At 64.0% G+C, this 25,789-nt stretch carries 3 protein-coding genes; 2 read left to right on the top strand and 1 reads right to left on the bottom strand.

Annotated features, from left to right (window positions below):
- Positions 1-2 precede the first annotated feature (2 nt).
- Together BLW22_RS11320 and BLW22_RS35690 are read left to right on the top strand one after the other, a co-directional pair.
- Entirely contained in the window at positions 3-7,784 is a 7,782-nt protein-coding gene (locus tag BLW22_RS11320) for a non-ribosomal peptide synthetase (protein WP_074846323.1), read from the top strand.
- 10 nt (positions 7,785-7,794) lie between these two features.
- On the top strand, positions 7,795-22,755 hold the full coding sequence (locus tag BLW22_RS35690) for a non-ribosomal peptide synthase/polyketide synthase (RefSeq protein ID WP_328586401.1): 14,961 nt from the start codon (positions 7,795-7,797) through the stop codon (positions 22,753-22,755).
- A gap of 505 nt (positions 22,756-23,260) precedes the next feature.
- On the opposite strand, the gene BLW22_RS11330 is transcribed toward BLW22_RS35690, so the two are convergent.
- Positions 23,261-25,696 (bottom strand): TonB-dependent siderophore receptor, encoded by a 2,436-nt coding sequence (locus BLW22_RS11330; RefSeq protein ID WP_065927971.1) that lies wholly within the window; start codon positions 25,694-25,696, stop codon positions 23,261-23,263.
- Positions 25,697-25,789 lie beyond the last annotated feature (93 nt).

Here is a 25,789-nt window from a genome sequence, read left to right on the forward strand (position 1 = left end):
CCATGCTTTCCAACCCTAATATCGATCTGGTTTCGCGCTTTCTTCGCCTGCCTCTGGAACAGCGCCAGCAGTTCTACCAGCGCCTGCAAAGCCGGGGCATGAGCTTCGCCCAGCTGCCGATTGCCTCGATCCGCGAGGACGGCCGGAAGCTGCCGTTGTCCTACGCCCAGGAACGGCAGTGGTTTCTCTGGCAGTTGGACCCGGACAGTGACGCTTATCACGTCCCCGGCGCCCTGCGTCTGAGCGGCCAGCTGGACAAGGCCGCCCTGCAGCGCAGTTTCGACACCTTGGTGGCGCGCCATGAAAGCCTGCGTACACGCCTGCACCTGGACGCCGAGGCACGTACTCAGGAGGTGCTGGCCCACGGGGTGGTCGAGATCGCCGAAAGTGCAGTCGACGAAGCGCAGCTCAAGGCCCATGTCGAAGCCGAAATCGCCCGTCCCTTCGACTTGCAGCAAGGCCCGTTGCTGCGGGTCAGTTTGCTCGCAGTGAGCGAAGAGGAGCACGTGCTGGTGCTGGTGCAGCACCATATCGTCTCCGATGGCTGGTCGATGGGTGTGATGGTGCAGGAGTTGATGCAACTCTATGCTGCCTACAGCCAGGGCCAGGACTGTGCATTGGTGCCGCTGCCGATCCAGTACGCCGACTATGCGCTGTGGCAACGCAGCTGGATGGAAGCGGGGGAGAAGGCCCGTCAACTGGCGTACTGGCGCGAATTGCTCAGCGGCACGCAGCCGGTGCTGGAATTGCCGTTCGATCAACCCCGCCCGGCGCAACAGAGCTTCCGTGGCGCGCGTCTGGACATCGCGCTGGAACCGGCACTGGTGGCAGGGTTGAAAGCCCTGGCCCAGGGCGAAGGCGTGACGATGTTCATGCTGTTGCTGGCCGCGTTCCAGGCGTTTCTGTACCGCTACAGCGGCCAGCAGGATATTCGCATCGGCGTGCCGATTGCCAACCGCAACCGCGTCGAGACCGAATCGCTGATCGGCTTCTTCGTCAATACCCAAGTGCTCAAGGCCGACCTCGATGGCCACATGAGCTTCGCCCAACTGCTGCAGCAGACCAAGCGCCGTGCGCTGGAGGCCCAGGCCCATCAGGACTTGCCGTTCGAGCAACTGGTCGAAGCCCTGCAACCGGAGCGCAGCCTGAGCCATAACCCGCTGTTCCAGGTGATGTTCAACCACCAGGCCAACTCCCCAGCCGCCGCGCAGCAGTTGCCGGGCCTGCGCGTGGCCAACCTGGAATGGGACAGCCACAGCGCCCAGTTCGACCTGAGCCTGGACACCCAGGAAAGCGGCGACGCGATCTGGGCGTCCCTGACCTACGCCACCGACCTGTTCGGCGCTGCCACCGTCGCACGCATGGCCGAACATTGGCTGAGCCTGTTGCGGGCAGCCGTGGCGAATCCTGCATTGCCCTTGCACGACCTGGCGACACTCAACGTCGCTGAGCGCGAGCAAATACTCGCTCAATGGAACGCCACCGCGCGCGACTACCCCCAAGGGCAGTGGGTGCATCAGTTGATCGAGGCCCAGGTGCAGGCGCAGCCGGATGCACCGGCGTTGCGCTTCAATGGGGTGTCGCTCAGTTATGCCGAGCTGAACCGCCGCGCCAACCGCCTGGCCCATCGCCTGATCGAGGCCGGCGTAGGGCCGGACGTGCTGGTGGGCCTGGCGGTGGAGCGTTCCATCGACATGGTCGTCGGTCTGCTCGCGGTGCTCAAGGCCGGTGGCGCCTACGTGCCGCTGGACCCGGAATACCCGCGCGAACGCCTGGCCTACATGCTGGAAGACAGCGGGGTGAAACTGCTGCTGACCCAGGCGCACTTGCGTGAGCAGCTGCCGATTCCCCAAGGCCTGGAAACCCTGGTGCTCGGCGAGTCTGCCTTCGAGGACTACAGCGACGCCAACCCAGGCATCGCCCTGGACGGTGAAAACCTCGCCTACGTGATCTACACCTCTGGCTCCACCGGCCAGCCCAAAGGGGCAGGCAACCGTCATTCGGCATTGCTGAACCGCCTGCAATGGATGCAGGAAGCCTACTGCCTCGACGCCAGCGACACGGTGCTGCAGAAGACCCCGTTCAGCTTCGACGTGTCGGTGTGGGAGTTCTTCTGGCCCCTGATGACCGGCTCGCGCCTGGTGGTCGCAGCGCCTGGTGATCACCGTGATCCGGCCAGGCTGATCAACCTGATCAATCAACAGCAGGTCACCACGCTGCACTTCGTGCCGTCGATGCTGCAGGCCTTCCTGCAGGATCCGGCGGTGTCGACCTGCCAAAGCCTGCAGCGCATCGTGTGCAGCGGCGAGGCCCTGCCGGTGGATGCCCAGCAGCAGGTCTTCGCCAAGCTGCCCCAGGCCGGTCTCTACAACCTGTACGGCCCGACCGAAGCCGCCATCGACGTAACCCACTGGACCTGCGTGGACGAAGGCCGCGATGCGGTACCAATTGGCCGCCCGATCGCCAACCTCGGCTGCTACATCCTCGACAGCCACTTCGAACCCGTACCGGTCGGTGTGCTCGGCGAGTTGTACCTCGGCGGCATCGGCCTGGCCCGGGGTTACCACCGCCGCCCGGCACTCACTGCCGAACGTTTTGTCGCCCACCCGTTCATCCAGGGCGAGCGCCTGTACCGTACCGGCGACCTGGCACGCTACCGCACAGACGGCGTGATCGAATACGCCGGGCGTATCGACCATCAAGTCAAGCTGCGCGGCCTGCGCATCGAACTGGGGGAAATCGAAGCGCGCCTGCTGGAGCACGCGCGGGTCCGTGAGGCTGCCGTGTTGGCGGTCGACGGTAAATACCTGGTGGGCTACCTGGTGCTGCAGGACGCTGGCGATGATTGGCGCGAGGTCCTCGGCGCCCACCTGGCCCAGCACCTGCCGGACTACATGGTCCCGGCACAATGGATGCTGCTGGAGCAAATGCCCCTGAGCCCCAACGGCAAACTCGACCGCAAGGCGCTGCCCAAACCCGAAGCCACCCACCACTACGAGGCCCCGCAAAGTGCCCTGGAGCAGCAGATCGCGGATATCTGGGCCGAGGTGCTGGGCGTCGAACAGGTAGGCTTGAACGACAACTTCTTCGAGCGCGGCGGTGATTCGATCATTTCGATCCAAGTGGTCAGCCGCGCCCGCGCCGCCGGTATCCATTTCACCGCCAAGGCGTTGTTCCAGCACCAGACCGTGCGCAGCCTGGCGCGGGTGGCGCAGTTGCGGGTTGCCCAGGTGTTTGACCAGGGGCCGGTGCAGGGCGAGACGCCGTTGCTGCCGTTCCAGCAGCTGTTCTTCGAGATGGACCTGCCGGACCGCCACCACTGGAACCAGTCCTTGCTGCTGACGCCACGCGAGCCGGTGCGGGCAGATCGACTGCAAGCGGCCTTGCACGCCATCGTCCACCACCATGATGGGCTGCGCCTGAGCTTCAGCCAGCCCGCCGAAGGGTGGCGGGCCGAGCATGCAGCCGCCATCCCGGAGGTGTTGTGGCAGGCCGCGGTGGCGGATGCCGACGAACTGGCCGCGCTGTGCGAAAAAGCCCAGCGCAGCCTCGACCTGCAACAGGGGCCCTTGTTGCGTGCGGTGCTTGCCGAACTGGCCGATGGTTCCCAGCGCCTGTTGCTGGTCATGCACCACCTGGTGGTGGACGGCGTGTCCTGGCGGGTGTTCCTCGAGGACCTGCAAAGCCTCTACCGTCAACAGCCGTTGCCGGCCAAGACCTCGTCGTTCAAGGCCTGGGCCGAGCGTTTGCAGGCCCATGCCCGCAGCGAAGCGGTACAGCCGCAAAAACACTTCTGGCTGCAACAGCTCCAGGGCGTGCCTACCGATCTGCCCTGCCGTGATCCCCAAGGCGCGCGTCCTGGCCGCCTGGCGCAGACAGTGGTCAGCCGACTGGACGCCGAGCACACCCGGCAATTACTGCAACAGGCGCCTGCGGCCTATCGCACCCAGATCAACGATCTGCTGCTGACCGCCCTGGCGCGTGTCATCTGCCAGTGGACCGGGCAGGCTTCAAGCCTGATCCAACTGGAAGGCCATGGCCGTGAAGACCTGTTCGAGGATATCGACCTGACCCGCACCCTGGGCTGGTTCACCAGCCTGTTCCCGGTGCGCCTGACCCCGGCCGAATCCCTTGGCGCCTCGATCAAGCAGATCAAGGAGCAACTGCGCGCCGTGCCGGACAAGGGCCTGGGCTTCGGCGCGCTGCGCTACCTCGGCGACGAGGCCACGCGCCAGGCATTCAGCGCATTGCCGGTGCCGCGCATCACCTTCAATTACCTGGGCCAGATCGACGCCAGTTTTGACCAGCCGGACGGTTTGTTTGTACTCGCAGCGGAAAGCGCCGGAGCCGAGCAGAGCCCGGAGGCGCCGCTGGGCAACTGGCTGACCCTCAACGGCCAGGTATTCGGCGGTGAACTGCACATGGGCTGGACCTTCAGCCCGCTGATGTTCGAGGCGTCGCAGATCGATGCCTTGAGCCAGGCCTTCAGCCGTGAGCTGACGGCATTGGTGGAACATTGCTGCACCCCTGGCAACCACGGCGTGACGGCCTCGGACTTCCCGTTGTCACGCCTGAACCAGCAGCAGCTTGAGTCCTTGCCGCTGGCCGCCGACGGGATTGACGACATCTACACCTTGTCGCCCATGCAGCAAGGCATGCTGTTCCACACCCTGTACGAACAGGCCGCCGGCGACTACATCAACCAGATCCGCGTGACGGCCGAGGGCCTGGATGTGGCGCGCTTCCAGCGGGCCTGGGATGCCACGGTGCAGGCCCATGACGTGCTGCGCAGCGGGTTTTTCTGGGAGGGCCAGTTGGAGTGGCCATGCCAGGTGGTGTACCGCGAGGCACGGCTGCCCATCGAACTTCTCGACTGGCGCGCCATGCCGGAGCCGGAGCTGGCGTTGCAAGACCTGCAGCAAGCCCAGCGTCGCCAGGGCTTTGAGCTGGCCAAGGCACCGCTGGTCCGTCTGGTGCTGGTGCGTACCGACGAGCAACGCCATGAGCTGATCTACACAAGCCATCACATCCTGATGGACGGTTGGAGCAATTCGCGACTGTTCGGTGAAGTGCTGCAACGTTACGCCGGCGTGGCAGTGCCCGAAGCGGCCGGACGCTATCGCGATTACATCGGTTGGTTGCAGCAGCGTGATGCCGGTGCGACCGAAACCTTCTGGCGCGAGCAGTTGAGTGCACTGCAAGCGCCGACTCGCCTGGGCCGCAGCCAGCCCATGGCGGCGGACGGGCATGGCGAGCACGCGCTGAGCCTGGATCGCCCCCTGACAGGGCGCCTCGAGGCCTTCGCCCGCAGCCATAAGGTCACGCTCAACACCCTGGTCCAGGCGGCGTGGCTGGTCCTGTTGCAGCGCCATAGCGGGCAGGCGGTGGTGTCGTTCGGTGCCACCGTGGCCGGGCGCCCGGCAGACCTCGTGGGGGTGGAGCAGCAGATTGGCCTGTTCATCAATACCCTGCCGGTGATCTGCGCAGTGGAGGGCGAGCAAACCGTGGCCGACTGGTTGCAAAGGGTGCAGGCGCAGAACCTGGCGTTGCGCGAGCATGAACACACCGGGCTGTACGATATCCAGCGCTGGGCCGGGCAGGGCGGTGAAGCCCTGTTCGACAACATCCTGGTGTTCGAGAACTACCCGGTGTCCAAGGCCCTGGAACAGAGTGGCGGCAGCGGTATCCGTTTTGGCCTGCCGGATTCCCGCGAGCAGACCAACTTCCCGCTGACGGTGCTGGTGGACGTCGGTGACACGCTGTCGGTGCAGTTCAGCTTTGCGCGTGCGCATTTCGACCCGGACACGGTGCAAACCTACGGCCGCCATCTGCTCAACCTGCTTCAAGCCATGCTCGAGGACGGCCAGCAGCGCCTGGGCGAACTGGCGATGCTCGATGTGGCCGAACGCCGGCAAGTGGTACAGGACTGGAACGCCACGGCGCGGGACTACCCGTTGCAGCACTGTGTGCATCAGCTGATTGAACAGCAGGTGACGCGCACGCCGGACGCCACGGCACTGGTATTTGCCGAGCAGCGCTTGAGCTACGCCGAGCTGAACCGCCGCGCCAACTGCCTGGCCCACCGCCTGATCGGGGCCGGCGTAGGGCCGGACGTATTGGTGGGCCTGGCGGTGGAGCGTTCCATCGAGATGGTGGTCGGCTTGCTCGCGGTGCTCAAGGCCGGTGGCGCCTATGTGCCGCTGGACCCGGAATACCCGCGCGAACGCCTGGCCTACATGCTGGACGACAGCGGGGTGAAACTGCTGTTGACCCAGGCGCACTTGCGTGGACAGCTGCCGATTCCTCAAGGCCTGGAAACCCTGGTGCTGGGCGAGTCTGCCTTCGAGGGCTACAGCGACGCCAACCCAGGCATCGCCCTGGACGGTGAAAACCTCGCCTACGTGATCTACACCTCGGGCTCCACCGGACAGCCCAAAGGGGCGGGCAACCGCCATTCGGCCCTGGCCAATCGCCTGCAATGGATGCAGGAAGCCTACCGCCTCGATGTCAGCGACACGGTGCTGCAAAAGACCCCGTTCAGCTTCGACGTATCGGTGTGGGAGTTCTTCTGGCCGTTGATGACCGGCTCGCGCCTGGTGGTCGCCGCGCCGGGGGATCATCGCGATCCGAGCAAACTGGTGCGCCTGATCAATGCCGAGCAGGTCACCACGCTGCACTTTGTCCCGTCGATGTTGCAGGCCTTCCTGCAGGAGCCGACGGTTGCGACTTGCCATACTCTGCACCGCATCGTGTGCAGTGGTGAAGCGTTGCCGGTGGATGCCCAGCAGCAGGTCTTCGCCAAGCTGCCCCAGGCCGGTCTCTACAACCTGTACGGCCCGACCGAAGCCGCCATCGACGTAACCCACTGGACCTGCGTGGACGAAGGCCGCGATGCGGTACCAATTGGCCGCCCGATCGCCAACCTCGGCTGCTACATCCTCGACAGCCACTTCGAACCCGTACCGGTCGGTGTGCTCGGCGAGTTGTACCTCGGCGGCATCGGCCTGGCCCGGGGTTACCACCGCCGCCCGGCACTCACTGCCGAACGTTTTGTCGCCCACCCGTTCATCCAGGGCGAGCGCCTGTACCGTACCGGCGACCTGGCACGCTACCGCGCAGACGGCGTGATCGAATACGCCGGGCGTATCGACCATCAAGTCAAGCTGCGCGGCCTGCGCATCGAGCTGGGGGAAATCGAAGCGCGCCTGCTGGAGCACGCGTGGGTCCGCGAGACCGCCGTGCTGGCGGTCGACGGTAAATACCTGGTGGGCTACCTGGTGCTGCAAAACGCCGGGGACGACTGGCGCGATGTGCTCAGCGCCCATCTTGCCCAGCAGTTGCCGGACTACATGGTGCCCGCCCAATGGGTGCTGCTGGAGCAGATGCCTCTGAGCCCCAACGGCAAACTGGATCGAAAGGCCTTGCCCAAGACGGACGCCAGTTTGCTCGCGCGGGAGTATGTCGCGCCGCAGAGCGAGCTGGAACAGCAGATCGCCGCGATCTGGGCCGAAGTCCTGGCGGTACCGCGCGTGGGGTTGAACGACAACTTCTTCGAACTGGGCGGCCACTCGCTGCTCGCTACTCAGGTGGTGGTGCGCCTGCGCGAGCAGCTGCACGCCGAATTCGACGTCAAATCGATCTTCACCACCCCGACCCTGGCCGATTTCAGCGCCTATGTGGCAGGCCAGCAGACAAATAATTCGCCGGTGCAGGACGCATTGGCTAAATCCTTGGAGGCTCTCAAACGTCTATCAGCAGAAGATTTGGATAAATTGACTTCCTGAGGGGCGTGGCGTGCAAGCATTAATCGAGTCGGTAGGGTCACTTTCGGCGCAGCAAAAGAAAGCGTTGGCGGTAATGCTCAAGCAGCAAGGCATCAACCTGTTTGAGATTGCCCCGGTTTTCAAGCGCCAGGAAGGTGAGCCTCTTCGGCTCTCTTATGCCCAGGAGCGGCAGTGGTTTTTGTGGCAGTTGGAGCCGCAGAGCACCGCCTATCATGTGCCAAGGGCCTTGCGCCTTACCGGCCAACTGGACGTGGCCGCGTTGCAGCGCAGCTTTGACACACTGGTGCTGCGCCATGAAAGCCTGCGCACGCATTTGCAGGAGGACGGCGACAGTGCCTTGCAGGTGATTGCCGATCAGGTACGGGTGGATATTGCCCTGGTCGACGCCGAGGAATCCGAACTCAAGGCGCTGGTGGAAGCCGAGATCGCCCAGCCATTCGATTTGCAGCAAGGCCCGCTGTTGCGGGTCAAGCTGCTGCGCCTGGCGCCCCAGGAGCATGTGCTGGTGCTGGTGCAGCATCACATCGTCTCCGATGGCTGGTCGATGCAGGTGATGGTCGACGAGCTGGTGCAACTGTACGCCGCCTATGTGCAGGGCCAGGACCTGCAACTGCCGGCCTTGCCGATCCAGTACGCCGACTACGCGCTATGGCAGCGCAGCTGGATGGAGGCGGGCGAGCGTGAGCGCCAATTGGGTTACTGGAAAGGCATGCTCGGCGGCGAGCAACCGGTCCTCGAAATGCCCATGGACCGTCCACGGCCAGCGCTACAGAGCTACCGCGGGGCCAGGCTGGACCTGACCCTGGAAGCCTCTCTGGTGGCAGGCCTCAAGACCTTGGCGCAGCGTGAAGGTGTGACGATTTTCATGCTGTTGCTGGCGTCGTTCCAGGCTGTGCTGCACCGCTACAGCGGCCAGGCTGACATCCGCATCGGTGTGCCGGTGGCTAACCGAAATCGGGTGGAGACCGAGCGCCTGATCGGCTTTTTCGTCAACACGCAAATTCTCAAGGCCGATATCGACGGCCAGATGACATTTCGTGAATTGCTGCAGCAGACCCGCCAACGCGCGGTCGAGGCCCAGGCCCATCAAGACTTGCCGTTCGAGCAGTTGGTGGAAGCGCTGCAGCCCGAGCGCAGCTTGAGCTACAACCCGTTGTTCCAAGTGATGTTCAACCACCAGACCGACACCCAGCGCGGTGGCGGCAGTGTAACGGGGTTGCAAGTGCAAGGGCTGGAGTGGGACAGCAAGACGTCGCAGTTTGACCTCAGCCTCGACACCCAGGAATCGGCTGACGGTATCCAGGCGTCGCTGACCTATGCCACTGACTTGTTTGATGCGCCTGGCCTGGAGCGTTTCCTTGGCCATTGGCATCGCCTGTTGCACCGGGTGGCCCAGGATTGCGGCGGCCGTATCGGTGAGTTGCCCCTGTTGGATGATGCACAGTGGCAGCAACAGGTGCACGGCTGGAACCACACGCCCATGGCGTTTGCGCAGGACGAGGGCGTGCATCGGTTGCTGGAGGCCCAGGCGCAAGCGCGCCCCGACGCCATTGCCCTGGTGTGCAACGGCCAGGCGCTGAGTTACGGCGAGCTGAACTGTTGCGCCAACCGCCTGGCCCATCGCCTGCGCGCTGCGGGTGTCGGGCCGGACGTGCTGGTGGCGGTGGCCCTCGACCGCTCGGTGGACATGGTCTTGGCCTTGCTGGCGACGCTGAAGGCCGGTGGCGCCTACGTGCCGCTCGATCCGCAATTCCCGGCGGACCGGCTGGCCTTCATGCTGGAAGACAGCCGCGCTCGCGTGCTATTGACTGCCGGCGACCTGCACGAACGCCTGCCACTGGCGGCTGACCAGCAATTGCTGCTCATGGACGCACAGGAAGATGCGCGCTACAGCAGCGCCAACCCCGATATCGAACTGACGGGCGAGCACCTGGCCTATGTGATCTACACCTCCGGTTCCACCGGCAAGCCCAAGGGCGTGATGGTGCGTCATGGCGCACTGAGCAGCTTCACCCATGGCATGGCCAGCACCCTGGCCATTGGCGCTGACGCGCGGCTGTTGTCGTTGACGACGTTCTCGTTCGATATCTTTGCCCTGGAACTCTACGTGCCGCTGGCGACAGGTGCGACGGTGGTACTGGCCGACAAGCACGTGTCCCTGGACCCTGAGGCGATTCTGGATCTGGTACAGCGCGAAGCGATCAGTGTGGTGCAAGCCACGCCCTCGAGCTGGCGCATGCTCCTGGACAGCGAACGCCGCGCCTTACTGCGCGGGGTCAAGTGCCTGTGCGGCGGCGAGGCGCTGCCGGCCGACCTGGCCCAGCGCATGCTGGCCCAAGAGGGCGCGGTGTGGAACCTGTATGGCCCGACCGAAACCACTATTTGGTCGGCGGCCCATCTACTGGCTGAACCGTTGCCGTTTGTCGGTCGGCCAATCGCCAACACCTCGTTGTTTATCCTCAATGCCGAGCTCACTCCGAGCCCGGTAGGCACCAGCGGTGAGCTGCTGATCGGCGGTGTCGGCCTGGCCCGGGGGTATCACGGCCGGGCTGCGTTGACCGCCGAGCGTTTTGTGCCCAACCCGTTTGCGCACAACGGTGAGCGGCTTTATCGCACAGGCGACCTGGCACGCTATCGCGCGGATGGCGTGGTCGAGTACATCGGCCGCGTCGACCATCAGGTCAAGGTGCGTGGGTTCCGTATCGAACTGGGAGAGATTGAGGCGTGCCTGCGTGAGCAGCGTGCGATCCGCGAAGCCGTGGTGGTGGCCGAGCATGACCAGTTGCTGGCCTATCTGGTGACCGACACCTTGACGCCGGAAGCCGATCAGGGCGCCTTGCGCGAAGCGTTCAAGGCCACACTGCGCGAGGTGCTGCCGGATTATATGGTGCCGGCGCACATGCTGTTCCTGGCCCGCCTGCCGCTGACACCGAACGGTAAGCTGGATCGCAAGGCGCTGCCCAAGCCAGACGCCAGCCTGCTGCAAAAACGCTATGTGGCGCCGGTTGGTGAGAAAGCCCGGCAGGTGGCCGCGATCTGGGCCGAGGTGCTGGGTGTGCCACAGGTGGGCCTGGAGGACCATTTCTTCGAGCTCGGCGGTCATTCGCTGCTGGCGACCCGCATGGTGTCCCGTGTGCGCCAGGCGCTGGGTATCGAGGTGGCACTCAAAAGCCTGTTTGAGCAACCGGTGCTGGGCGCCTTCGTGGCGTCATTGGGGGATGCAGGCGCCGAGGTCGCGCAGATCACCCGCGCCGATCGCACACAGCCGCTGGCCCTGTCGTACGCCCAGGAGCGCCAGTGGTTCCTCTGGCAGCTGGAACCCGACAGCGCGGCCTATCACATTCCTGCCGCGCTGCGCCTGTCGGGTGCGCTTGACCGTGTGGCCCTGCAACGTGCGTTCGACACTCTGGTGCAGCGCCATGAAACCTTGCGCACGGTATTTTTTTCCGACGTGAGCCAGACCGTTCAGCGTGTGCTCGAACAGGCTGCGCCGGTCATTGAACACCAGGTCGTGGGCGCAGGCACCTCCGGCGAATTGCAGGGGTGGGTGGAGCGAGAAATCGCCCGGCCATTCGACCTGCAGGCCGGCCCGTTACTGCGCATCAAACTGCTGCAACTGAGCGAGCGCGAGCATGTGCTGATACTGGTCCAGCACCACATCGTGTCGGATGCCTGGTCGATGCAGGTCATGGTCGATGAACTGGTGAGTTTGTATGCCGGTTACAGCCAGGGGCTCGAGCCAGTGCTGCCGCTGCTGCCGATTCAATACGCGGACTACGCCCAGTGGCAGCGTGGCTGGATGGAGGCGGGCGAAAAAGCCCGGCAATTGGCCTACTGGCGGGCCCGCCTGGGGGATGTGCAGCCGGTACTGGAGCTGCCGCTGGACCGCCCGCGCCCGGCGATACAACGTTACGAAGGTGCGCGCCTGGATGTGCTGGTCGAACCTGCCGTGGTCGAGGGCTTGCGCGCCCTGGCGCAGCGCGAAGGCGTGACCATGTTCATGCTGCTGCTCGCGTCCTTCCAGTCGATGTTGTACCGCTACACCGGCCAGTCGGACATCCGTGTCGGCGTGCCTATCGCCAACCGTAACCGCCTGGAAACCGAGCAACTGATCGGCTTCTTCGTCAATACCCAGGTGCTCAAGGCCGAGATCGACGGGCACATGACCTTTGCCCAGCTGTTGCAGCAGGTCAAGGAGCATGCGTTGGGGGCGCAGGCCCATCAGGACCTGCCTTTCGAACAGTTGGTCGAGGCCCTGCAACCCGAGCGCAGCCTGAGCCACAACCCGCTGTTCCAAGTGATGTTCAATCACCAGTCCGACGCCCATGCCAACCGTGGCAGCCAGCAATTGCCGGTGCTGCAGGTGCAGGGGCTGGAGTGGGACAGCCATACGGCGCATTTCGACCTGAGCCTGGACACCCAGGAGTCTGCCGAGGGCCTGCACGCTTCGTTGACCTACGCGACCGCATTGTTCGACGCCAGTACCCTGCAGCGCTTCGCCGCGCATTGGCAAAACCTGCTGAAGAGCGTGGTAGGCACGGCCCGGCAGTGTGTCGCCGACTTGCCGATGCTGGGCCGCGATGAGCAAGCGCAGATGCTCTATGAGTGGAACCCGCCGCAACCCGCGCGTGCCGCCCACAGCAGCGTGCTGATTAAATTCGAGCAGCAGGTGGCGAGCCGGCCCGACGCCGTCGCCCTGATCATGGATCAGCGGCGCATGAGTTACGCCGACCTCAACCAGCGCGCCAACCGCCTGGCCCACGCCCTGATCGAACAGGGCGTGGGCGCCGACAGCCTGGTCGGCGTGGCCGTGGACCGTTCGCTGGAAATGATCGTGGCCCTGCTGGCCGTGCTCAAGGCCGGCGGCGCCTATGTACCGCTGGACCCGCAATACCCCCGCGACCGCCTGCAATGCATGATCGAAGACAGCGGCTTGCAGCTGTTGCTGACCCAGCATCCCTTGCTGGAGCGCCTGCCGATCAGTGCCGACCTGGCGTTGATCTGCCTGGAGTCCGATCCGCAGTGGTTGGCCGAGTACCCGTCGAGTAACCCCGAGGTGCGCGCGTTCCCGGCCAACCTGGCCTACCTGATGTTCACCTCGGGTTCGACCGGGCGGCCCAAGGGCGTGGGCATCGACCAGGCTTCGTTGGCACGCCACGTCGAGGTGTTTACCGAGGTGTTTGCGCTGACCGCCGCTGACTGCGTGCTGCAATTCGGTACATTCAACTTCGACGGTTTCGTCGAGCAACTCTACCCGGCGCTCTGCTGCGGGGCCGCGGTGGTGGTGCGTGGCGGCGAGCTGTGGGATAGCGACACCTTCTACACCCAACTGATCGAACATGAGATTTCGGTGGTCGACCTCACCACCGCCTACTGGCACCTGATTGCCCGGGACTTTGCCGAGCGAGGTGTGCGGGACTATGGGCGGTTGCGCCAGGTGCATGCGGGCGGCGAAGCCATGCCGCCGGAAGGTTTGGCTTCCTGGCGCGATGCCGGCCTGGGCCATGTGCGCCTGCTCAACACCTACGGCCCCACCGAGGCGACTGTTACGGTCACGGCCCTCGATTGCGCGGGTTATGTCGATGGCCGCGAAGCCGTCACGCAAATGATGCCGATTGGTCGCGTACTGGACGGCCGCGCCATCTACCTGCTGGATGCCAGCCTCAACCCGGTGCCTGTGGGCGTGGCCGGCGAACTGGTGATCGGCGGGCCATTGCTGGCGCGGGGGTACTTCAACCGCGCGGCGCTGACCGCCGAACGCTTTATTCCCGACCCCTTTGACCCCGCTGGCGGCGGTCGCCTGTACCGCACCGGCGACCTGGCGCGCTACCGTGCCGATGGTGTGATCGAGTACATCGGGCGCATCGACCATCAGGTCAAGGTGCGTGGCTTCCGTATCGAACTGGGTGAAATCGAATCGCGCCTGCTGGCCCAGGATGCGGTCCGCGAAGCGCTGGTGATTGCTGCCGACCAGCAACTGATCGCCTACCTGGTCATCTCCACGGCCGAGTCCGAGCAGGACGCACTGCGTGAGCAGCTTCGCACGGCCTTGCGCGATGAGCTGCCGGACTACATGGTGCCGGCGCACTTCATGTTCCTGAAGGCACTGCCGTTGAGCCCCAATGGCAAGTTGGATCGCCATGCCTTGCCACGCCCGGATGCGAGCCAGGCGCTGCACAGTTGGGTGGCGCCGGTCAGTGTGCTGGAGCAGCAGGTTGCCGCGATCTGGGCGGATATCCTCGGTGCTGAACGTATTGGCCTGACCGATCATTTCTTTGAGATGGGCGGGCATTCCTTGCTGGCCATGCAAGTGGCGTCGCGCCTGCGGCATAACCTGGGGATCGAGTTGCCGCTGCGCGTGCTGTTCGAACAAGCGCGCCTCGACGGCTTTGTCGCGGCCCTGCAAAGCGAGGGCAAGCAGGTCGGTTCGACGGCGCCGGCGTTGGTGCCGTCTTCCCGCGATGTGCCCTTGGTGTTGTCGTACGCCCAGGAGCGCCAGTGGTTCCTCTGGCTGCTGGAGCCCGACAGCGCCGCCTACCATGTGCCCAGCGCGTTGCGCCTCAAGGGCCAGTTGGACCTGAACGCGCTGCAACGCAGCTTCGACATGCTGGTAGCGCGCCACGAAAGTCTGCGCACCCATTTGCATCAGGGTGATGAGCAGACCGTGCAGGTGATTGCGCCGCAGGCCACGGTCGACATCGTTCTGGTCGAGAGCGACCCGACCCGGCTCAAGGCCCAGGTGCAAGCCGAGATCGCCCGCCCGTTCGACCTGCAGGCCGGGCCATTGCTCAGGGCCACGTTGCTGCGCCAGGGCAAGGACGAGCATGTACTGGTGCTGGTGCTGCACCATATCGTCTCCGACGGCTGGTCGATGCAAATCATGGTCGATGAGTTGGTGCAGTTGTACAGCGCCTACAGCCAGGGCCTGGATCTGCAACTGCCGGCCTTGCCGATCCAGTACGCCGACTATGCCCGCTGGCAGCGCGAGTGGATGGACGCGGGCGAAAAAGCCCGGCAGCTTGCGTACTGGCAAGGTTTGCTGGGCGGCGAGCAACCGGTGCTGGAATTGCCTTTCGACCACCAGCGCCCGGCCGAGCAAAGCCATCGTGGTGCGCGCCTGTTTGTCGAGCTGCCGCCCGCGCTGGTTGCCGACCTCAAGGGCCTGGCGCAACGCGAAGGCGTGACCCTGTTCATGCTGTTGCTGGCCTCGTTCCAGGCGCTGATGCACCGTTACAGCGGCCAGGAAGACGTGCGCGTCGGGGTGCCGATTGCCAACCGCAACCGGGTCGAGACCGAGCGGCTGATCGGCTTCTTCGTCAACACCCAGGTGCTCAAGGCCGATATCGATGAGCAGACTTCGGTCACGCAACTGTTGCAGCAGGTCCGCCAGCGTGCGCTGGAAGCCCAGGACCATCAGGACCTGCCGTTCGAACAACTGGTGGAGGCGCTGCAACCCGAGCGCAGTTTGAGTCTTAACCCGTTGTTCCAGGTGATGTTCAACCACCAGACCGAAGCGCGCCTGGGCGGCGCCGAACTCGCGCTGTCCACACTGCGCGTCGAAGGCCTGGAATGGGAGAGCCAGACCGCCCATTTCGACCTGGACCTGGATGTGCATGAAGGCACCGACAGCATCTGGGCCACCTTGGGTTACGCGACCGACCTGTTCAACGCCTTGACCATCAAGCGCATGGCCTGCCATTGGCAAAACCTGTTGCAGGCGATGGTTGCCGACCAACAGCAATCCATCAGCCAACTCAACCTGCTGGGCCAGGATGAGCAACGACACATCCTGCAGCTGTGGAACCAGACTGACGCCGGCTTCTCGGCCGAGCGTCTGGTACACGAAATGGTTGCCGACCGCGCCGCCGAAAACCCCGCTGCGGTGGCGGTCAAGTTCGATGCGCAAACCCTGAGTTATGGCGAGCTGGACCGCCAGGCCAACCGCCTGGCCCATGCCTTGATCGCCCGTGGCATCGGCCCCGAAGTGCGCGTGGCAATTGCCATGCCGCGCAGTGCCGAGAGCCTGGTGGCGTTCCTCGCGGTGATGAAAGCCGGCGGTGTGTATGTGCCGCTGGATATCGAATACCCACGTGATCGCCTGCTGTACATGATGCAGGACAGCCGCGCGAAGTTGCTGCTGACCCACACCAGTGCGTTGCCGCAACTGCCGATTCCCGAGGGCCTGGACAGCCTGGCCATCGATCGCACCGAGGCGTGGGCCGACTACAGCGACACCGCGCCGGAGATAAAACTGCACGGCGACAACCTTGCCTACGTGATCTACACCTCCGGCTCCACCGGCCTGCCCAAGGGCGTGGCGGTGTCCCATGGGCCGTTGGTGGCGCACATCATCGCCACCGGCGAGCGTTATGAGACATCGCCGGCCGATTGCGAACTGCACTTCATGTCGTTCGCCTTCGACGGCTCCCACGAAGGCTGGATGCACCCGCTGATCAACGGCGCCAGCGTGCTGGTCCGTGACGACAGCCTGTGGTTGCCCGAGTACACCTACGCGCAGATGCACCGTCACAACGTGACCATGGCGGTGTTCCCGCCGGTGTACCTGCAACAACTGGCCGAGCATGCCGAGCGCGACGGCAACCCACCGAAGGTGCGTGTGTACTGCTTTGGCGGCGATGCGGTGGCGCAAGCCAGCTACGACCTGGCCTGGCGCGCGCTCAAGCCGACCTACCTGTTCAACGGCTACGGCCCTACCGAAACCGTGGTCACGCCGTTGCTGTGGAAAGCGCGCAAGGGCGACCCCTGCGGCGCCGTCTATGCACCGATTGGTACGCTATTGGGCAACCGCAGCGGCTACGTGCTGGACGCGCAACTCAACCTGCAACCCATCGGCGTCGCCGGTGAGCTGTACCTGGGCGGCGAGGGCGTGGCCCGTGGATACCTGGAACGTCCGGCGCTGACCGCCGAACGCTTCGTGCCGGACCCGTTCGGCAAGCCGGGCAGTCGCGTGTATCGCAGCGGCGACCTGACCCGTGGCCGCCCGGATGGCGTGGTGGATTACCTCGGGCGTGTCGACCACCAGGTGAAGATCCGTGGTTTCCGCATCGAACTGGGGGAAATCGAAGCGCGCTTGCGTGAGCAGGACGGTGTCGGTGAAACCGTGGTGGTGGCCCAGGACGGCCCGACCGGCAAACGGCTGGTGGCCTACGTGGTGCCGGCCGACGCCAGCCTGGTCAACGAAGCCGAATTCCGCGACCACCTGCGCCGTGCCCTGAAAACCCGCCTGCCGGATTACATGGTACCAACGTACTTCATGTTCCTGGCGCAAATGCCGCTGACCCCCAACGGCAAGCTCGACCGCAAGGGCCTGCCGCAACCGGATGCGAGCCTGTTGCAACAGGCTTACGTGGCCCCGCAGAGCGAGCTGGAACAACAGCTCGCGACGATCTGGGCCGAGGTGCTGCGCCTGCCGCAAGTGGGCCTGAACGACAACTTCTTTGAGCTGGGTGGTGATTCGATCATCTCGATCCAGGTGGTCAGCCGTGCTCGCCAGGCGGGTATTCGGTTCACGCCCAAGGACCTGTTCCAGCACCAGACCGTACAAAGCCTGGCCGGTGTCGCGCGCCAAGGCGTCGAAGGCGTGACGATCAGCCAGGCCGCGCTCAGTGGCGAAACCTTGCTGCTGCCTATCCAGCAAGCGTTCTTCGCCGATGAGATCGCCGAGCGTCATCACTGGAACCAATCGGTGGTATTGCAACCCCATGAACACCTCGACGCCACGACGCTGACCCAGGCCTTGCAGGCGTTGATCGTGCATCACGATGCGTTGCGTTCGCAGTTCGTTGACGGTGCGGGTGGCTGGCAGGGCGTCTATCGCGGTGCCGAACAGCACCAGGCCGACGCCGTGCTGTGGCACCGCACGCTGCAGGACATCGACGAACTCGCGGCCTTGGGTGAAGAGGCACAACGCAGCCTGGACCTGGGCCACGGCCCGCTGATACGGGCGGTACTGGTCGAGTTGGACGGTGGAGCACAGCGCTTGCTGTTGGTGATCCACCACCTGGTGGTGGATGGTGTGTCGTGGCGGATCCTGCTGGAGGACCTGCAAACGGCTTACCGTCAGCTCGCCCGTGGCGTTGCCGTGGTATTGCCGGTCAAGACCAGTTCCACCCGCGACTGGGCACACCGACTGCAGCAGTACGCCCAGGGCGATGCGCTGACCGGCGAACTGGCATGGTGGCAAGCGCAGTTGCACGACGCCGAGGTCGACCTGCCAGCTGCCAGACCGGGTGCCAGCTTGAGCAACCGGCATGCCGGCAGTGCGACCACGCACCTGGACAGCACTCACACCCGGCGTCTGTTGCAGGATGCACCGTCGGCCTATCGCACCCAGATCAACGATGTGTTGCTGACCGCCCTGGCCCGGGTGATCGGGCGCTGGACCGGCCATGCGTCGACCCTGATCCGTTTGGAAGGCCATGGCCGCGAAGACCTGTTCGACGATATCGACCTGACCCGTACCGTCGGCTGGTTCACCAGTCTCTACCCGGTCAAACTGACGCCGGCTCTGACCCTGACGGACTCGTTGAAGGGGATCAAGGAGCAACTGCGCGCCATTCCCGACAAAGGCATCGGCTTTGGTGCCTTGCGTTACCTGGGACAACCGCAGGTTCGCGAAGCCCTGGCGCGCTTGCCGCAGCCACGCATTACCTTCAACTACCTGGGCCAGTTCGATGCCAGTTTTGATGACAGCGAGGAGCCGGGCCTGTTTGCGCCTTCCGGTGACGCTGCAGGGGCCGATCAAAGCCCTGAGGCATCCTTGGGCAATTGGTTGGAAATCAACGGCCAGGTGTATGGCGGCGAATTGAACCTGACCTGGAGCTTCAGCCAGCAGATGTTCGACCCGGCCAGCATCCAGCAATTGGCCGATGACTATGCCCAGGAACTCAAGGCACTGATCGCGCATTGCTGCCAGCCTGAAAACACCGGTGCCACGCCGTCGGACTTCCCATTGGCGCGCTTGAGCCAGGCACAGTTGGATGGCCTGTCGTTGCCGTTGAACCGGGTCGAGGACATTTACCCGTTGTCACCGATGCAACAGGGCATGCTGTTCCAATCCTTGTATGGGCAGGGTTCCGGCGACTACATCAACCAGATGCGCGTCGATGTGCAAGGGCTGGATGTAAGCAGGTTCCAGGCGGCCTGGCAGGTTGCCGTGGAACATCACGATATCCTGCGCACGGCGTTTCTCTGGCAGACCGAGCTGGAGCAGCCGTTGCAAGTGGTCTACAAGACGGTGCGGGTGCCTTTGCTCGAACACGACTGGCAGCACCGCGCGGACCGCGCGGAAGCGCTCGACGCACTGGCCGAAGCCGCCCGGGCCGAAGGCTTTGTGCTTGAGCAGGCCCCATTGTTGAGCCTGGTGGTGGTGCGTACCGGTGCCGACAGCCATCATCTGATTTACACCAACCACCACATCCTGATGGATGGCTGGAGTTCATCGCAGTTGTTCGGCGAGGTGCTGCAGCAGTACGCCGGTGAGGTGTTGCGCGCGCCGAACGGGCGTTACCGTGACTACATCGCCTGGCTGCAGGCACAGGACCCGGTCACCAGCGAAACCTTCTGGAAGGCGCAGCTGGCGGGGCTGCAGGAACCTACCCGGCTGTCGCGCGGTGCCAGGCGCGAGCAGGGTGTGTCCCAGGTCAACGGCATTCACCGGCTGGTACTGGAGCAGTCGGCCACCGAGCAGCTCAAGGCCTTTGCCCAGCGGCACAAGGTCACCTTCAATACCCTGGTGCAAAGTGCCTGGCTCCTGCTGTTGCAACGGCATACCGGCCTGGACACCGTAGCGTTCGGTGCGACGGTGGCGGGACGTCCGGCCGAGTTGCCGGGCATCGAGCAGCAGGTCGGTTTGTTTATCAACACCTTGCCAGTGGTGGCGACGCCGAGCCCGCAGCTGAGCGTGGACGCCTGGCTGCAGCAGGTGCAGGGGCAAAACCTGCGTCTGCGCGAGCAAGAGCACACGCCGTTGTTCGACATCCAGCGATGGGCCGGGCTCGGTGGCGAAGCGCTGTTCGACAGCATCCTGGTGTTCGAGAACTACCCGGTGTCGGCGGCGTTGGAGCAGGGCGCCCCGGCGGGCCTGCGTTTCGGCGCGATGGACAGCCTGGAGCAGACGCACTATCCCTTGACCGTATTGCTGGCCATGGGTGAACGCCTGGCCGTGGAGTTCAACTACGACCCGGCTGCGTTCGGCGAGCAGGACATCGTCCATCTGGCCGAGCACTTCGAGCAGGTGTTGCAGGCACTCACTCTTGCGCAGGTGGAGCGCCTGGCGGACCTGCCATCCCTGCCGCAGACACAGCGCAAGGTGATCGTCGAGGACTGGAATGCGACGGCGCGCGAGTACCCGCTGCCGCGCGGTGTGCACCAATTGATCGAAGATCAGGTCGCCCTGACGCCGCAGGCTCCCGCCCTGGCATTTGGCACGCAGCGGCTGAGCTACGCCGAGTTGAACCGCCGCGCCAACCGCCTGGCCCATCGTTTGCTCGAAGCCGGCGTAGGCCCGGACGTGCTGGTCGGCCTGGCGGTGGAGCGTTCCATCGAAATGGTCGTCGGCCTGCTCGCGGTGCTCAAGGCCGGTGGCGCCTATGTGCCGCTGGACCCGGAATACCCGCGTGAGCGCCTGGCCTACATGCTGGACGACAGCGGCGTGAAACTGCTGCTGACCCAAGCCCATTTGCTTGAGCAATTGCCGATTACCCAAGGCCTGGAAACCCTGGTGCTGGGCGACGCCGGGTGCGAAGGCTACAGCGACGCGAACCCGGGCGTCGCCCTGGACGGCGAAAACCTCGCCTACGTGATCTACACCTCGGGTTCCACCGGGCAACCCAAAGGCGCGGGCAACCGCCATTGCGCACTGACCAACCGCCTGTGCTGGATGCAGGAGGCCTACGCGCTGGATGCCCGCGATACCGTGTTGCAGAAAACCCCGTTCAGTTTCGACGTCTCGGTGTGGGAGTTCTTCTGGCCGCTGATGACCGGCGCACGCCTGGTGGTCGCCGCACCGGGGGACCATCGCGACCCTGACAAACTGGTCGGCCTGATCACGCGTGAACAGGTCACCACACTGCATTTTGTGCCGTCGATGCTGCAAGCGTTCCTGCAGGATTCGAACGTGTCTTCCTGCGTCAGCCTGCAGCGCATTGTGTGCAGTGGCGAGGCGTTGCCGGTGGATGCGCAACAGCAAGTGTTCGCCAAACTGCCGCACACCGCGCTTTACAACCTATACGGCCCGACCGAAGCGGCCATCGACGTGACCCACTGGACGTGCGTGGATGAAGGCCGCGACGCAGTGCCGATCGGCAAGCCGATTGCCAACCTGGGCTGCTATGTCCTGGACAGCCATTTCGAGCCGGTACCGGCCGGCGTGCTGGGTGAGCTGTTCCTGGGCGGCGTGGGCCTGGCGCGCGGTTATCACCGGCGCCCGGGCTTGACCGCCGAGCGCTTTATCGCGCATCCGTTCATCAAGGGTGAGCGCCTCTACCGTACTGGAGACCTGGCGCGCTACCGCCCTGACGGTGTGATCGAATACGCCGGGCGTATCGACCATCAGGTCAAACTGCGCGGCTTGCGTATCGAGCTGGGTGAAATCGAAGCACGCCTGCTGGAGCACGAATCGGTGCGCGAGGCGGCGGTGCTGGCGGTGGACGGCAAGCACCTGGTGGGTTACCTGGTCTTGCAGGCGCAGGGCGAGGGCTGGCGTGAAACCCTCAGTGCACACTTGGCTGTGCAGTTGCCGGATTACATGGTGCCGACGCAATGGTTGCTGCTGGAACAGATGCCCCTGAGCCCCAACGGCAAGCTGGACCGCAAGGCATTGCCGAAACCGGACACGCAGTCGACCCAGCGGTTTGAAGCACCACGGACCGAGCTTGAACAGAAAGTCGCCGCGATCTGGGCCGATGTGCTCGGTGTGGAACACGTCGGGTTGAATGACAACTTCTTTGAATTGGGCGGCCATTCGCTGTTGGTGCTGATGCTCAAGGAGCGGATTCGCAAGGCCAGCGGCATCGGCCTTTCGGTCAGCCAGTTGATGCTCAACCCGACCGTACGCGCGCAGGTCGGCTGTCTCGCAGGCATCACTCGCCGCTCGCTGCTGGTGCCGCTTAACAGCCGCACCGAAGGCACGCCGCTCTATCTGTTCCACCCCAGCTACGGTTCGGTGCATTGCTACAAGGCCATCGCCCTGGCGTTGCGTGAGCAGCGGCCGGTGGTCGGGGTGATCTGCCGTGCGTTGGCCGAGGAGGGCGCCGAAGTGCCGGCCTGGTCCAGCATGGTCGAGGATTACTCCGCGCAATTGCTGGAAGCCCAGCCCGAAGGGGCCTTCCGCCTGGCGGGCTGGTCGTTGGGCGGCAACCTGGCGGTAGAGGTTGCCTATCGCCTGGAACAGGCGGGCCGACAGGTGGAGTTTGTCGGTTGGATCGATTCGTCGCCGCCGCGCTGGCTCACCCCGTACTGGGAAGCGGCAATCGTGACCGACGACAGCGAGATATCCGACAACGAACGGCGCGTGGACTTGCTCGGGGTGATGTTCCCGGCGTTTGCAGAGGCTGTCCATGCCACCTGGCAGGACGTGCAGGCCACCCACGCCGATGCAGGCACGCAATGGGCACGCTTCGTCGAATGGGCCGAGGCCACCCTGGGTGACGCCTTCCTCGACATCAGGCAAGCGCTGTTGGAGGGCAACGAAGCGCAGGTGTCCTGGGACGTCGACCGTACGTTGGTCAAGCGCATGGAACAGGCTGACTTCAAGCCACTCAAGGCGCCTGTCAGTTGCTGGTGGGCCGCCATGAGCCGGGCCGGTCAGCACCGGGCGTTGATCGAAGCCAGCATGCAGCGGGTGATTGGCGAGGGCTGTGTGGTGCGGTCGGTGGTGATTGAGGTGGACCATGAGCGCATCATCGACAACGCTGAATTTGTACGCAGCCTGGTGACGGCCATGGCGTAACCGTCACTTGGGCAGAAAGCCCCGGCTCACGTGGTGTGAACCGGGGCTTTTTTGTGGTGCGCCAGGCATGGCGCGTAGCGCCGTGACTGGCGCTGTTTAGCTCATTGTGGTGGTGAGCCAAACGACTTGGAGGTGCAAGTCCTCTACACACCCGGCAAGGGGAAGTGCTAGCCAGAGGCAAGGTTGTCGCGGGTGACTGCGAATCTGAAGGAAGCCCGAGGCAAAATGCTGGCCTGACGAACAGGAAGCGGATGAGGCGGCGCAGCGGGGTAAGACGGCCACAATCGTCAAAGCCCAATACTTGCACGGATCGCTGTGACGTATATCCGCATAACCTGAACCGCCGTATACGGAACCTTACGTACGGTGGTGTGAGAGGACGGCGGCTGTGAGGCCGCCTCCTACTCGATGGTGGGTTATGGGGGGAGGGCGGTGAAGCATCGCCCATAAAAAACACCCTGGGCAGGCGGGCTGCGCAGGGTGTCTGGAGGTTGCCGGGGTTAGATCAGAAGTCCCAGCGGGTCGACAGCATCACGTTGCGCGGGTCGCCCGAGTAGGACGACGTGTAGAAGCCGATGTTGGTGTAGTAGCGCTTGTCGAACACGTTGTTGACGTTGATCGAGGCGGAGAGGTTCTTGCTGATCTGGTAGCGCGCCATGGCGTCGACCAGCCAGTACGGGTCTTGAGAGAACCGCTGGGTGACACTCTTGCCGCGGTTGTAGACATCCTGCCACGCCTCACCTTGCCAGCGCGCGCCGCCGCCGAGGGTGAGCTTGTCGAGGGCGCCGCTCAGCTTGTAGCTGGTGTAGAAATTGAGCTGGTCCTGAGGTTCCCAGGTGGAGAACTTCTTGCCATCGTCATCGCGGATCACCTTGTGGGTGTAGCCCGCCTGCACCTGCCAGCCTGGCAGCAGCTCACCGGAAATCTCGGCTTCATAGCCCTTGGTCTTGGCCTGGACGCCCATGTAGGCCCACTCGACAGGCGAGTTGGCCGGCATATTGTTGTTGTACTCGGTGTCTTCCTCGGCGCGATTGGACTCATGAATCTCGAAGTAGGCAAGGCTGGCATTCAGGCGGCCGTCATAGAACTCACCCTTCACACCCAGTTCATAGTTTTCGCCTTCGTCAGGCTCGACCATCTTGTTGTTGCGGTCGGGTCGCAGCTGCTGCGGCATGAAGATCGAGGTATAGCTGCCGTACACCGAGAAGTTTTTATTAAGGTCGTACACCACGCCCGCATACGGGATGAGTTTGCCGGTCTCGCGCGAGTCGTTGGTGCCGGTCAGCCGGTAGTCGGTCAGGCGCGAACCAAGCAACAGGGACAGGTCGTCAGTGAGGCTCAGGCGTGTCGAGAAGTAGACCGCTGCCTGGCGGGTGATGTCGTCTTTCTCGGTAGCGCGGCCCCAATCCGGCTCCAGGCTGTCGCCGTCCCATGAATAAAGAGGGAAGTCATTACTGTCCTTATAGGTCGCACTGTAATAGTCGTTGCCTTCCCAGTGCGAACGCGAAACCGATGCCCCCACCACCAACTGGTGCTCGCGACCGCCCAGGCTGAACGGCCCGGAGAGATAGAAGTCGCCGTTATTACTGATGGTCTTGCCAGTGTACTTGGCGGCATACACCGAGGCTCTGTCGGTGGAATTTTGCTTTGGAGAAGCGTAACCCAGCGGTGCGTTATAGCCATTGAGCTGGTTGCTGTAGTTGGCCTTGGCGATCCAGCCGTTATCCAGCGCGTGTTCCAGGGTGGCGAAAACGCTGCGGCTGTATTGCCCCCAGCTGCTCCACTTCGGGCCATTGTTGTAGCCACGGTCAAAGCTGATCTCGTTACCCACACCATCAAACAACGAGCGGCTGCCGGACCAACTCGAACCCTTGGGGTCGCTATCCTGATAGTCGGCGCCGATGGTCAGCAGGGTGTCCGGCGACAGGTCGAATTCGAGGATGCCGTAGTAGACATTGGTCTTGCGTTCATAGTGGTCGATGAATGAATGCTTGTCCTGGTATACCGCCACGGCACGCCCGCGCACGTTGCCGCTTTCGGTCAGCGGGCCGCTCACGTCCAGCTCCGAGCGGTAGTTGTCCCACGAGCCGGCGCCCAGGCCCACATGCCCCTGGAACTCGGCAGTGGGCTTCTTGCGCACCAGGTTGATGGTGCCGCCCGGGCCGCCGGCGCCGGTCATCAGGCCGGTGGTGCCCTTGAGGATTTCGACACGGTCGTAGATCGCCATGTCGCTCAGGGTCTGGCCGGCCGAGTAACCTTCGTTGCGGGTGGTCGGCACGCCGTCGTACTGGAAGTTCTGGATCGGGAAACCCCGGGAATAATAGTTGGTGCGCTCGCTGTCGAAGGTCGAGACGGTGATGCCCGGTGTGTGGCGCATCACGTCGTCGATGCCGTTCAAGCCGAAGTCATCCATGGTCTGGCGGGTGACCACGGAAATCGACTGGGGCGTCTCGCGCGGTGTCAGCACCATCTTGGTGGCGGTGGCGATGGTGCCTGGTGTGTAGGAGCCGGAACCTTCGGTGATGGTGCCCAGTTGGTTGGCGTTGATCTGGGTGGCGCCAAGCTCGAGGGCGTCGCTACCGGAGCCGGGCGCGTTGATGATCATCGAGCTGCCTTGCAGGCTGTAGCTGACGCCGGTCCCTCCCAGCATTTGCTCGATAGCCCGTACCGGGTCCATCTTGCCGCTGACCGCCACGCTGTGCTTGTTTTGCACGGTTTCCGGGCTGTACAGGATTTGCAGGTTGGTCTGTTGGCCAAATACCTGCAGTGCAGTACTCAACGGCTGCGCGGGGATGTTCAATTCGAACTCTTGCGCCTGCACATAACTCGCCATCGACAGGCTGGCCGCCAGGGCCAGGCTATTGGGCAGAGCGTTGAATTTCAGGGCCCGCCGCATGGAAAGTGCGGTGCTCAATGGGCTGAGGGCAAGCCGTACTGGCATGGTGTTGTTTCTCTTTTTTAAGTGTTGGCAGATGGGTACTTAATGCGGTTAATTCTCATTGCTGCATATGAGACGTTCGCACTCGCATAAACC

Source organism: Pseudomonas marginalis (genome assembly GCF_900105325.1).
Lineage (GTDB): Bacteria > Pseudomonadota > Gammaproteobacteria > Pseudomonadales > Pseudomonadaceae > Aquipseudomonas > Aquipseudomonas marginalis.

What these genes read in the sequence shown, in the direction of transcription:
- BLW22_RS11320 (WP_074846323.1), top strand. Translation starts at nt 3, where the DNA reads ATGCTTTCCAACCCTAATATCGATCTGGTTTCGCGCTTTCTTCGCCTG.
- BLW22_RS11330 (WP_065927971.1), bottom strand. Translation starts at nt 25,696, where the DNA reads ATGCCAGTACGGCTTGCCCTCAGCCCATTGAGCACCGCACTTTCCATG.